The following is a 12,128-nucleotide window of genomic DNA, read 5'->3' as shown; positions in this document are numbered from 1 at the left end:
TCAAGGGGTACTGGGCAATTTCGTCTAACAATCCACGCATTTTCAGCCGCCTAGTCGTGACGCGGCAACACCCAGGGCGGTGCAAGTAGCGGAGACCAGTTCGTCGTATTCGACGGGGCGGGGCAGGAGTTCCTGTTCCCAGGCGTAGCTGGCCGCCGCCGTGACTGCGGGCCGCAGGGCCTCGAACCCATAGGGTTCCAAGGGAATTCCCGAACCTGTCTTGCGTGCTTCGAGTTGCTCGGACACGGCGTCATACAGGCCAAGGACGGCACCGCTCAGGTCCCGGGCCGTGCTCTCGCGGACAGCGAAGAGGTGGTTCACGGGAACGTAGCCGACGTGCTCCGCCCATTGTTGCGACGCCGTCGCGGGATCGGGAATGACGCTTCGCACGCCGGGATCATCGGGACGGTCGTTGCCCATGACGGCGAAGTCCACGCGGCCTTCCAGAAGGTCCTGGGCCAGGGACGCGCCTTCTTCGGCGCGCTGCACCCAGGCGGGTTCACCCTGCTCCGCGATGTGCCCGCCTTCATAGGTGCGCCATCGCACGGAGCGCAGGTCCACTTTGTACTGGTGGGCGAGGAATCCACGTACCCACATGCCCGTGGTCTGGCTCCAGGCGCGCACGCCGACGGTACGGCCGGGCAGTTGGTCAACGGAAAGCTCCTGGGTGCTGATCAGCGTCTGGTGCTGGTGGCGGCCCAGGGCGGTGAGCGGGAGGAAAAGCACCGGGCGGTCGAGGGCGACGGCCTGGAGCAGGGTCACGATCGCGATCTCACTGACCTCGAAGCTTTGGCCGCTGGCGAAGGACCTGAAGCCGTTGTGGACAGGGCGCAGCGGGGATGCCGTGACCGCGGCGATCGACTTGTGGGATTCGAGAGCCGACTGTGCGGCTCCGGCGAGTTCCTTGTCGTTGATCAGGAACTCAATTTCGGCGGTCGTCATCGACGTACCTTCCTTTCTGGGATGCGGATCTAAGATGCGGACAAAGTCCGGCTGTGCCGTGGCGGGAATGCTTGGGCGTGGGTCATACTTCCTCTGCGTACCAAAGGCGGCGGTACGGGATGCTGATCACTTCGCGGGTGATGCGCACGTCCAGGACGGTGGGTTCCGGGTTGGCGATGAACGCCTGCACGGCAGTTTCGAGTTCCGCGATGGTGCGCACCATCGTGCCCTTGCCACCGAGGGCTACAGCGGCTGCGCCGAGGTCCGGTGAAGGGATGGCCGTCAGCGCGGGGTTCAGGCCGTGTGCTCCCGATTTGTGGAATTCCGCACCGAGGGCTTCATCGTTCATGACAACCACCAGGACGGGCCACTGATAACGGCATGCAGTGTCGAATTCAGCCAGGTGCATGATGAAGCTCGCGTCGCCTTCGACCACGAAGGTCGGTTGCGCCCGGGCCGCGCTCCAGCCCATGGTGAGCAGCGGGGCCTGCCCGATCGCGCCGAAGAGTCCGTAGTTGGAGACGATTTCGCGGGGGCGGGTGAAGAGCATCGTGCCGAAGTCGGTCTGGTGGCCACTGCCCATCACGAGCGGCAAGTCCGCCGGCGCCAGCCGGTCCAGGGCGAGGATGACTTCGCGGGGGTCGAGCCGGCCATCTTCCCGGTGGAAGTCCTCCTTCAGGGAGTCGGCGTCCCGAAGCGCTGCAGCGATGTCGACGGTGTGGTAGCCGTCACCATGTTCCGGGGTGTCCGGCAGCGCCTTGATGATCGCTTCCAGGGAGGGGCGGGCGTCGCCGCGGACGTAGCAGTCCACGGGCTGGCCCGTTCCGGTGACCACCTGGTCTGCGTGGTCAAGGTGGATGATCCTGGCCGCCGGGTAGAGGTAGCCGTGTTCGGTGGTGAAGTGGTTAAGGCTTGCGCCGATGGCTACCAGGCAGTCAGCTTCCTGCAGGAGTTCGTGGGCCGTTGCGGTACCGTAAAGCCCCGAAATTCCGGCGAAGTATTCGTTCTGGTCGCGCAGCCAGTTCTTCGTTTGCAGGGTGGTGGCGATAAGGGCGTTCGTTTTCGTTTGTAACTCGAGGACGAGATCGCCGACGTCGGCGGCGCGCGCTCCCTTACCTACGAGAAGGACAACCTTTTCGCTCTCCCTGAGGATCTTCACCGCATGGTCGATCCTTTCCGGGGCCGGCTGCGCCAAGGCGCTATCGATCAGTTCAGTGGAAGGAATGTAGACAGGCGCGCCGTCGAATTCTGCTTGTTGGACGTTGGTGGGGGCGCTGACCATCACAGGCCGGGACGTTGTCCGGGCCAGCCAGAAAGCCCGCTGGACCGCTTCTTGCGCACGGGCCGGGGAGGAGACCTGTACAAACCCGCACTCAACCCCGTCGGCGAACTTCGCCTGGTCAAGGTACTGCGTGGCGCCCAGGTCCCCCAAGGCCACCTCGCCGCTGAAAATCACTAGGGGCGTCCTGGCGCGGCTCGCACAGACCAGGCTGGTGGCCAACTGCGTAACACCTGGCCCGCTGGTGGTCGAGGCCACCCCCGGTTTCTTCGCGCCCCGGGCCCAGCCGTCGGCCATGGCCAGCCCGGAGCCCTCGTGGCGGGCCTCGAACAGCGTCGCTCCGCGTTCTGCCATGGCGTACATCCAGTGCATGTTGGCGTCACCGGTCATGCCAAAAATGTGCGTCGTTCCTTCGGCGATAAATGCATCCGCCAGTGCTTCATAAACCTTGGTCATCGTTTTTCCTGATTAGCTAGCGGCGGAGGTGGCGCCTACGGGCGTACCGGTGGTGGACGGGATTTGTCCCCGCTCTTCAAGTCGCTGGCGCAAGCGGGGGAACACTTCCAGGGCATTGCCGGCCGCGATGGATTCCCGCTGCGATGAATCGCTGAAGTCGAGGGAGTCGAGCAGGTAGCGGGTGTCGTCGTAGCGGTGCCCCGAGGCAGGGTCCACGCCGCGGACGGCACCGAGCATCTCGGATGCGAACAGGATGTTTTTGGCAGGGACGGTATCGACCAGGAGTTGCAAGCCCCGTGCGCCGTAGACGCACGTGTCGAAATAAAGGTTGTCTCCGATGATGTCGAGCAGCTCGCCGCGGCCCTGGTCCTGCATGACGCCTTGGTAACGGCCCCAGTGGTACGGCACGGCCCCGCCTCCGTGGGGCAGGATCAGCTTCAGGTCCGGGAAGTCCTTGAACAGCTCGGACTGGCATAGCTGCATGAACGCGGTCGTGTCGCCATTGAGGTAGTGGGCGCAGGTTCCGTGGACAGCGGGGTTTGCGGACATCGAGGAATGCACCATGGCCGGGACGCCGAGCTCCACCATCGCCTCGTAGAGCGGGTAGTAGTAGCGGTCCGTGATCGGCGGGGCCTGCCAGTAGCCGTCGGAGTGGTCGGGGTTGAGGTTGCAGCCGACGAAGCCAAGCTCCGTTACGCAGCGGCGCAGTTCCTCGACGCAGACGTCGATGTCGCCGGCCGGGGACTGGGGAAGCTGGCAGACGTTGGCGAAGCTGTCCGGAAACAGGACCGATGCCCGGTGCACGGTGTCGTTGCTTAGCCTGCTCCAGGTCAGGCTGGTTTCCTGGTCACCGTAATGGTGGGCCATTTTGCCCGCGATGGGCGAGAGGAGAGCGAGGTCGATGCCGTGCTGTTCCTGCAGCGCCAGCTGACCCGTGGTGAGGGCGGCGGCGATTTCCTCATCGGAAATGTCCAGTCCGTCGGCGGAGAGGTGGCGGCCGTGTTGCTCGATTTCCTCGATCTGGCGGTCCCGCCAGGTCTTCAGGGCGTCGGGAACGGTGGTGAAATGCGCGTGGATGTCGATGTACATGGTCTTTTCCGGGCTCCTGGTCATCGGGCGGGTTGGATGCGGGCGGCGTCGGCGAGGTTCCGGCCGAGGACGAGTCCCGGGTAGCTCACAACGGGGGCGGTCATGAGGAAGTCGTAACCCTTGTCCATGGCCTCATCGACGTTCCGTTCCGTGACATGGGGGTGGCCGACGGGAACGCCCTTGGCTTTGCAGATCTCGACGACGCGGTCGCGGTGGGCCTGCACGGTAGGGTGCTCGAACTGCCGCGGGACCCCAAGTTCCTGGCTCAGGTCTCCTTCGCCGACGAGTATCAACCCGATGCCCGGCACCTGCTCGAGGATCGCCTCGAGGTTTTCAATCGCCCGGACGCTTTCGATCATGAGTCCGACCAGGATTTCCCCCTGCGGTGCAAGCGGCCAGACGTCGGCGCGTTCGTAGTACTCCCCCACAGACATGCCCCAGTAGCGGGCCGCCCAGGCGGGGCTGTCGCCGCGCAGGCCAAACGGTTCGCGGCCCGGATCCTGGTCGATGCCCGGGTACCGGCACGCGGCGACGGCGTTGCGCGCATCGTCGACGGTGTCCACATGGGGCCAGATGATGCCGTACGCACCCAGGTCAAGGGCCTGTTTGGCGTGCCATTGCGACCGTTCCCCGCCGTTGGGGGGAATCCTGACCAGCGGGGTGGTGCGCGGTGCCAGCGTGTCCGCTTCGAAGACCTGGCGTCGGTCCAGCAGGTACTGCATCGCATCCTTGAGCTGGGGCACGTCCCACGGCTTGTGCTCTGCTTCAAAGATGAGTGCGTCGTAGCCTGCATCGCGGACTGCCACCGCCCCTGCAGGGTCGGGGGACGCGAAGGTAGCGAAGACGCGTTCGCCTTTTTCGAATTTCTCGATGATGCTGTTCAGTCTCATTGGTTCCGGCTTCCTTCCGTCGAGCTTCCTACCCGCGCACCGGCTCCCCTGAACAAGTTGCCGAGACTTTTGCGCTCGGAGCTGGCCGGCTCCGGGGTTTAGCTGTTCGGGTCAAGTTGTGCGCAGGTGCTGATGAGGCTCTCGGTGAACGATTTGGTCATGCGGTCCACCACAATCGACGCTCCGGTGGTGATGAGCGAGGCGAGTGCGCCGCCGATGTCCACCTGGCCGTCAAGGATGACGATCGATCCATCCGGGGCGGGCTGCACGCTGTAGTCGGCGTGCCCTTGGACGCGGGTTGACCCGCGGCTGTCGCCGCCGGCCGCCTCGAGCCGCCCGGTGCGGCCGGCCTCGTCGAGGACCAGGTTCGCGCGGGCTTTGAAAGAGACCTTGATGGCTGCGAAGCGGACAGCCATCACCGCATCAAAGCTGCCATCGTCGTGGAACTCGCCAAGACGGGAGCCGTCGATGCAGCCCACTACCTTGTGGGGGTCCGACAGGATGCTCCACACGATGTCTGGCGGATGGGGAACTGATACTCGCTGGGCAATGGTGATCACAGGAAAGCTCCGGTTCAGTGAGGCGTCGGTCCTTGTCAGCGGCCCGGCCTGCCATCAATGGCGGAAAGGGCGAGGCATGAGAAGCAACCGCGAAATCATTTTGTATAACAATCACGACGGTACCACCCGAATGGCCAGCTTGTGAAGAGGGCCACAGATTGTCCGCTCACCGGCGCATGTTCTGCGGAATTTCAGCACTTGGTGCCGGAGGGCCGCATTCACAAGGGGTACTGACAGCCGAAATCTCACGTGCTACCGTGGTTGTATTGTCCAACAATCGAGGATGGAGATTTTGATGGAACAACTCACCGTCGCACTGGGCGACTACCCGCATTCAGCCGCTGTTCTGGACGGCCGGGCGAGCGTCGAGGGCTATGTCGTCAAGCCAGTTGAGGTCAAGCCGATCATTGCCGCCTACCGCAGGATGATCAGGGACCTGGAATTCGACGTCTGCGAACTGGCCCCCGTGTCCTACCTCATGGCCCGGGAGGCAGGCGTGCCCATTACCGCCATACCGGTTTTCCTCAACCGCCGTTTCCACCATGGCGACCTGCAGTGCGCGCCGGGTTCCGGCGTCGTTATCCCCACCGACCTCGACGGCCGCAAAGTCGGTGTGCGCGCCTACTCGGTGAGCACAGGAGTATGGGGCCGCGGCATCCTCCACGAGGATTACGGCGTCGATCTGGGCTCGATTACGTGGGTCATCGACGATGATGACCACGTCGAAGGAAAAGTGCCTGCCAACGTGGAGCGCGTTACCGACGGCCGGTCGCTGGGATCCCTGCTGCTCGCCGGTGAAATCGACGCCGCCTTCACCGGCAACGCCGGCACCGGGCGGGCCGGAGCACCGACCGCAGGCTGGGAATCGGCCACACCAGTCACCGACAGCGGCGAGACCTACCCGCTGTTCCCGGACAGCGACATCATCGAGCGCGACTCCTACCTGCGTACCGGCATCTATCCCCTGCACTCGGTCATAGTGGTCCGCAACGAACTCATCGAGAAGGACCGAGGGCTGCCCACCAAGCTGTACAACGCCTTCGTCCAAAGCAAGCAGCTTCACCTGGACGAGGACCCGGACTGGACTGCCCTGCCGCGCCTGGCCAAACAGGGACGCATGATCGGCGGCGATCCGGTGCCCTACGGACTCGAGAGCAACAAGGCCAGCATTGGAGCGTTGCAACGCTTCAGCCGCGACCAGGGCCTCACCGACGGCGACCCCGGCGGTTCGATCTTCGCCGCCGGCACCTACGCAGACCGCTGAACCACCAAATCGAAGAAGGAAATACATGGACATCGTCGACAGCCACTGCCACATCCTCGCCTCCGACACAGACACCTACCCGAGGGCACCTTTGGGCGGACACCAATCCGTCTGGGCCAGCGAACGACCCGTGACCGCGGAACAACTCCTCGAACGCATGGACAACACCGGCATCGCCCAGGCTGTCCTGGTCCAGGCCACCACGGCCTACGGCTATGACAACAGCTACGTCCTCGACTCTGCGGCACGCTGGCCCGACAGGTTCGTCGCCGTCGGAACCTTCGACCCCCTGGAAGCCGACGCAGGCCGGCGGCTGCGCGCCGGCGTCGAACGCGGCCTTGCAGGGGTCCGGTTGTTCACCACCGGAAGCACCGTCTCCGAACAGGGCATGTGGTTCGCCGACGCCGCGACCGACGAATTCTGGGCCGCAGCCAGCCAGGAACAAGTACCCGTCTGCCTGCAGCTCCGGCTCGGCGACGACACCGCCCCAGTCCTCAAAGACCTGCTCTCGCGCCACCCCGGAGCGACCATTCTCCTGGACCACTGCGGGTACCCCGACGTCCGCACCTCCCCGACCAAGGCCGCCAACGACCTGACCGCGCTGGCCGGGCATGCCGGGCTGCACCTGAAGCTGACCCACCGTACCCTGGAAGGCCTTGACGAGCTCGGCGAACGTGCCCGGGACTTCCTTGACCCGGTGATCGAGGCGTTCGGTGCCGAACGGATCGCCTGGGGTTCAAACTGCCCCGCGGCCGAACAGCCACTCGAAGAGCTGCGCGCCCTCGCCGAACGGGTATTGAGCCCAGTATCGGAAGAGAACCGCTCGGGCATTTTCAATTCCACCGCCAGGCGGCTTTACCCCGCACTGGGCACGACCTGATACATTCTGGACGTGTAGCACGGAAAGGGTTCACAGCACATGAGTGAGCTGACATCGGTCACCGCGGACCTCGCCACCACCCGGTTCAACCAGGCCTATGAGGATCTGCGGAACCTCATCATCTCGGGACACTTCCAGCCAAACGTGCGCCTGACCGACGCCGAACTGACCGCGTTGCTGGATGTCTCGCGCGGAACCGTCCGTTCCGTCACCGCCCGGCTCGCACAAGAGGGCTACCTCACCAGCGAGCCGAACCGCGGCGTGCGGACACGGTTGTTCAGTGTCGACGAGGCCATTGAGATCCTTGAGGCCCGGGAAATCCTCGAATCGGCCCTGGCTGGCAAAGCGGCCGAGCGTGCCACGGATGAAGAACTCGAAGAGCTCGCAGCGCTCTGTGATCAGATGGCCAGCGCTGAGTACGACCGCCAGGAAGCCGAATACTCCAGGCTGAACCGGGCGTTCCACAAACTGGTCCGCGACTCAGCCCGGCAACCGATCCTGACCGGATTCGTGGATTCCCTCGTCTACGCGCTCGTCATGCGGCAATACCGGAGCCTGACCCGCAAGCACCCGCAACGGGACGCGCTCAACGAGCACCGGGCCATCCTCTACGCACTCCAGACCCGCAACGCCGAAGCGGCCACCGCCGCGATGCGCCACCACGTCTCGTCCGCACGCCGGGCACTGCTCCTCAGCACCGAAACGGTCCCGGACAACGACGGACTGAAGATAGTCAACGACGAAGCCGACACCGACGTCTCCGCCTGACTCTGCACGGAAACAATTTCCCCGGAAGCGTGCTCTTCCGTGGGATGCGACCGGCCCATGCCCCTTCCTCTTTCCGCTTGACCGGGAAGAGGAAGGGCCGCGCAGCGCCCGTGCCCCGAAACCGCCTGTTGCGCCTTCGGCAACCGGCGAGAAGTTACACGCCGGAAACACCCGCTTGACCACGCCGAAACGCACAAGACGTTTACTGTTGGTTACCAGAGTTTCATGGCATGAACTACGAAGGAGTCCAAATGTCTACCCGGATCAACTTCCGCTACCTCAGCGAACCCGACATGATCGAAGCCGGCGTCGGCGACCTCGTGCGCTGCACCGACGTCATGGAGGAAGCCCTCGTCCTGCTGCGCCAGGGTGATTACCGGATGGCCGGGGAGAACGGCAACTCCCACGGCGCCATGATCACGTTCCCTGCCGAACATGAGTTCGAGGGCATGCCGAAGGACGGTCCGGACCGCCGCTTCATGGCGATGCCCGCCTACCTGGGCGGCCGTTTCGGGACCTCCGGCGTCAAATGGTACGGCTCCAACACCGAAAACCGGCAGAAAGGGCTCCCGCGCTCGATCCACGTGTTCGTTCTGAACGACCGGGACACAGGGGCCCCGCTGGCGATCATGAGCGCAAACCTCCTGAGCGCCTACCGCACCGGCGCCGTCCCGGGCGTTGGCGTCAAGCACCTCGCCAGGGCGGACGCGAAAGTTGCAGCCGTGGTCGGCCCGGGCGTCATCGCCCGTTCGGTCCTGGAGACCACGCTGGCCCTGCGCCCATCGATAGACACCCTTTACGTGAAGGGCCGCAGCGCCGGCACCACGCAGGCCTTCGTTGACTGGGCAACGGCCAAGTTCCCCCAGCTGACCAAGGTTGCATCCGCCGAAACCATTGAAGACGCCATCGCCGACGCCGACGTCGTCATGGCTACCACATCCACCGACGCAGCGGGAAGCGAAGCCTTCCCGTACTTCCCGAAGCATGCCATCAAACCCGGCGCCCTTCTTCTCCTCCCCGCGGCGGCCCGCTTCGATGACGACTTCCTCCAGGGCGATGCCCGCTTGGTGATCGACGCCGAGGGCCTCTACCGAGCATGGCTCGAAGAGTACGGACCCACCGCCTACCAGATCCTTGGCATCCCCGGATCGCACTGGTTCGGGCTCCTGGAAGAAAGCAAGATTCCGGCCTCGAAGATCGAGGAAATCGCGGACATCGCCACCGGCAAACTTCCCGCCCGCCGCGACGATGAAGAAATCATCCTTTACTCCGTTGGCGGGATGCCCATCGAAGACGTCGCCTGGGCCACCGAGCTCTACCGCACCGCAGAAGAGAAAAACATCGGCACCGTCCTGAACCTCTGGGACACACCCGCCCTCGCCTGATTCCCTGACCAGCGTGGGGGCAGCGGTCATATGCCCCCACGCGGCCGGGCCTCTTCCGGCTACCCCACCGCCTCAGGGCGCGCTGACAAGATGCCGTGGGACGGGCCATCAAGGAAGCAAGAGGCACCGCAGTGCAGATTGTGCACACCCACCTCTTCCGCGACCTCGCATCCCCGGCTTGGCCAGGTCATGGCCTCCGTTGTGGCCCGAAACGTTTGAGGTTCCGCGATTACTCGGGACACCTCGGGGTACGGTGAAGTGGTGCGCAAGGTGTCCTTGAGCATCATCTCAGGGACATGGGATCAACCTTCGGGAAGAGGAACCATGAGCGAATCGATCACCGGTGAGGGGATTTTTGAAGCGGATGCCCTCGACGGCAATGACCTCCGGGAAGAGGCTGAGGCTTCCGGTTCTGCCTCCGAGGCGGAAGTCAGCTATGACGAACAGTTCTATCCTGCACGCCCCAAGGCCCTGAGGCCCATCGCCCGGCGCCGCCAGTACCTTGCCACCCGGCCTTCCTTCGAGTTCGACGGGCGCAACGCGGCATACGTGGACTGGCTGCGCAACCAGGCAATGCTCGGGGACGCGACGACCCTCGCCCGGCAACTTTCGGGCCAAGCCAGCATGTGGCAAAACTCCTACGCCCACCCAAATCCTCGCGCCGCCGTCGAACGCGCGCCGGTATGGTTCACCGCCTATCCCTTGTCCTTCATCACCCGGCCCAACCAGTCCTTTCTCGGCGCCTTGGGCGACGAAAGGATGTGGGAGGCGTTCCGGAACATCGGCATCCGCGCCATCCACACCGGCCCCGTCAAACTGGCCGGCGGCATCAGCGGATGGATGCAGACACCCAGCGTTGACGGCCATTTCGACAGAATCAGCATGGCCATCGACCCGGCCTTCGGGGAGGAAGACGAATTCCGCCGCATGTGCCAGGTCGCCACGGACCACGGCGGAACAATCATCGACGACATCGTTCCCGGCCACACCGGCAAGGGAGCAGATTTCCGGCTAGCCGAGATGAACTTCCGCGATTATCCAGGGATCTATCACATGGTGGACATCCCTGAAGAAGACTGGCATCTCCTGCCGGACGTCCCGGAGGGCAAGGACTCTGTGAACCTGAGCCCCGACGCGGAACAGGCACTACAGAAGGCCGGCTACATCATCGGCCGGCTGCAGCGGGTGATCTTCTACGAACCGGGGGTCAAGGAAACCAACTGGAGCGCGACCCGGGCCATCGTGGACACCACCGGAAAGACCCGCCGCTGGGTCTATCTCCACTACTTCAAAGCCGGCCAGCCATCGATCAACTGGTTGGATCCCACTTTCGCCGGCATGAGGCTTGTGGTCGGTGACGCCCTGCACTCGCTCGTGGACCTCGGCACCGGAGCCTTGCGGCTCGATGCCAACGGTTTCCTCGGCGTGGAAAAAAGCGCCGAAGAACAGCCCGGATGGTCTGAAGGACATCCACTGTCCGAGGCCGCCAACCAGCTCATCGGATCCATGATCCGCAAGGTGGGCGGCTTCTCGTTCCAGGAACTAAACCTCACGATCGACGACATCAAAGCCACCTCGGATTCCGGCCCCGACCTCTCCTACGACTTCGTCACACGTCCCGCATACCACTTCGCATTGGCGACCGGAGACACGGAATTCCTGCGGCTCACGCTCCGCCTCTCGATGGAGATCGGCGTGGACCAAGCCTCGCTGGTCCACGCCCTGCAGAACCACGACGAACTCACCTATGAGCTGATGCACTTTGCGGCGGGGCACTGTGACGACGAGTTTGAACTCAATGGCCAGACAATGACCGGTTCCCAAATCGCCGAACACGTCCAGCAGACCATGCGCGAACGGCTCACCGGGGAAGCCGCCCCCTACAATTCGTTATTCACCACGAACGGTATCGCCTGCACGACCGTGAGCTTCATCATGGCAACACTGGGAATCCAGGATCCCGAGGCAATGACTCCGGAGCAGGAGGCACAGATCCTGGACGCCCACATTTTGCTGTCCATGTACAACGCCCTGCAGCCCGGCGTCTTCGCGCTGTCCGGCTGGGACCTGGCCGGCGCAACTGTACTTGACCGCACCAGCGTCGCAGAACTCACGGCCCAAGGCGACACCCGCTGGATCAACCGCGGCGCCCACGACATCATGGGCACCAGCCCCGATGCGAAAACCTCCTCTGCCGGAATGCCCCGCGCCCGAAGCCTGTACGGGCCACTCCCCGAACAACTCAACGACGGACATTCCTTTGCCCGCCGCCTGCAGCGCATCCTGGCCGTGCGTGAAGCGAACGGCATCGCCACCGGAACACTCCTGGATGTACCGGACGTCTCCCACCGTGGACTCCTTGTCATGGTCAACGCACTGGCCGGCGGGGCACTGGAAGCCACCGTGCTGAACTTCTCCGATCAAGACATCTCCGGCAGCATCCGGTCCACCCATTTCCCCCCGGGCGCCAGCGCGCTCGACCTCTTCAACGGCGAAACGGTCGGCCAAGTCGATGACTTGCACAGTTTCTTCCTCGACCTGCCCGCCTACCGGGGCACTGCACTCCTCCTTGAGCCAGGAGATACCAGCGAACGGGACCACTAAAAGATGCGCCC

Annotated in this window: 10 protein-coding genes; 5 read left to right on the top strand and 5 right to left on the bottom strand. The window is 64.1% G+C overall.

Annotation, left to right across the window (positions count from 1 at the left end; genetic code table 11):
* Window positions 1-42: 42 nt before the first annotated feature.
* From ABCW42_RS03270 to ABCW42_RS03250, 5 genes are all read right to left on the bottom strand, one after another.
* Window positions 43-942, bottom strand: coding sequence for a hypothetical protein (locus ABCW42_RS03270; RefSeq protein ID WP_423183501.1), 900 nt, complete (start codon window positions 940-942; stop codon window positions 43-45).
* Window positions 943-1,024: 82 nt separating this feature from the next.
* Complete coding sequence (locus ABCW42_RS03265) at window positions 1,025-2,677, bottom strand: thiamine pyrophosphate-binding protein (protein WP_423183500.1); 1,653 nt, start codon at window positions 2,675-2,677, stop codon at window positions 1,025-1,027.
* A 12-nt stretch (window positions 2,678-2,689) separates the two neighbouring features.
* Window positions 2,690-3,766, bottom strand: a complete 1,077-nt coding sequence (locus ABCW42_RS03260) for an amidohydrolase family protein (protein ID WP_423183499.1) — start codon at window positions 3,764-3,766, stop codon at window positions 2,690-2,692.
* Between the two features lie 20 nt (window positions 3,767-3,786).
* Window positions 3,787-4,656 (bottom strand): HpcH/HpaI aldolase family protein, encoded by an 870-nt coding sequence (locus tag ABCW42_RS03255; RefSeq protein ID WP_423183498.1) that lies wholly within the window; start codon window positions 4,654-4,656, stop codon window positions 3,787-3,789.
* Between the two features lie 98 nt (window positions 4,657-4,754).
* Window positions 4,755-5,216 carry an SRPBCC domain-containing protein gene (locus tag ABCW42_RS03250; RefSeq protein WP_423183497.1) on the bottom strand — a complete coding sequence of 154 codons (462 nt, stop codon included), beginning with the start codon at window positions 5,214-5,216 and terminating at the stop codon, window positions 4,755-4,757.
* Window positions 5,217-5,511: 295 nt separating this feature from the next.
* Here ABCW42_RS03250 and ABCW42_RS03245 point away from each other — a divergent pair, with 295 nt between their 5' ends.
* From ABCW42_RS03245 to treS, 5 genes are all read left to right on the top strand, one after another.
* Entirely contained in the window at window positions 5,512-6,480 is a 969-nt protein-coding gene (locus tag ABCW42_RS03245; RefSeq protein ID WP_423183496.1) for a hypothetical protein, read from the top strand.
* A gap of 25 nt (window positions 6,481-6,505) precedes the next feature.
* On the top strand, window positions 6,506-7,360 hold the full coding sequence (locus ABCW42_RS03240) for an amidohydrolase family protein (RefSeq protein ID WP_423183495.1): 855 nt from the start codon (window positions 6,506-6,508) through the stop codon (window positions 7,358-7,360).
* Window positions 7,361-7,399: 39 nt separating this feature from the next.
* The gene (locus ABCW42_RS03235) at window positions 7,400-8,128 is read left to right on the top strand and encodes a GntR family transcriptional regulator (protein WP_423183494.1); all 729 of its coding nucleotides are present in this window, start codon (window positions 7,400-7,402) and stop codon (window positions 8,126-8,128) included.
* Between the two features lie 251 nt (window positions 8,129-8,379).
* Window positions 8,380-9,513 (top strand): tyramine oxidase subunit B, encoded by a 1,134-nt coding sequence (locus ABCW42_RS03230; protein ID WP_423183493.1) that lies wholly within the window; start codon window positions 8,380-8,382, stop codon window positions 9,511-9,513.
* A gap of 324 nt (window positions 9,514-9,837) precedes the next feature.
* Window positions 9,838-12,117, top strand: coding sequence for a maltose alpha-D-glucosyltransferase (gene treS / locus ABCW42_RS03225; RefSeq protein WP_423183492.1), 2,280 nt, complete (start codon window positions 9,838-9,840; stop codon window positions 12,115-12,117).
* Window positions 12,118-12,128 lie beyond the last annotated feature (11 nt).

This window comes from Arthrobacter sp. NyZ413 (assembly GCF_049390645.1).
Classification (GTDB): domain Bacteria; phylum Actinomycetota; class Actinomycetes; order Actinomycetales; family Micrococcaceae; genus Arthrobacter.
The sequence above is the reverse complement of the archived record's forward strand: the minus strand, read 5'-3'. Positions and strand labels throughout refer to the sequence as shown.

Bases quoted from the DNA above. Each gene is read 5' to 3' on its own strand.
- ABCW42_RS03260 (WP_423183499.1), bottom strand. From the start codon at position 3,766: ATGTACATCGACATCCACGCGCATTTCACCACCGTTCCCGACGCCCTG.
- treS (WP_423183492.1), top strand. From the start codon at position 9,838: ATGAGCGAATCGATCACCGGTGAGGGGATTTTTGAAGCGGATGCCCTC.
- ABCW42_RS03230 (WP_423183493.1), top strand. From the start codon at position 8,380: ATGTCTACCCGGATCAACTTCCGCTACCTCAGCGAACCCGACATGATC.
- ABCW42_RS03265 (WP_423183500.1), bottom strand. From the start codon at position 2,677: ATGACCAAGGTTTATGAAGCACTGGCGGATGCATTTATCGCCGAAGGA.
- ABCW42_RS03235 (WP_423183494.1), top strand. From the start codon at position 7,400: ATGAGTGAGCTGACATCGGTCACCGCGGACCTCGCCACCACCCGGTTC.
- ABCW42_RS03255 (WP_423183498.1), bottom strand. From the start codon at position 4,656: ATGAGACTGAACAGCATCATCGAGAAATTCGAAAAAGGCGAACGCGTC.
- ABCW42_RS03240 (WP_423183495.1), top strand. From the start codon at position 6,506: ATGGACATCGTCGACAGCCACTGCCACATCCTCGCCTCCGACACAGAC.
- ABCW42_RS03270 (WP_423183501.1), bottom strand. From the start codon at position 942: ATGACGACCGCCGAAATTGAGTTCCTGATCAACGACAAGGAACTCGCC.
- ABCW42_RS03245 (WP_423183496.1), top strand. From the start codon at position 5,512: ATGGAACAACTCACCGTCGCACTGGGCGACTACCCGCATTCAGCCGCT.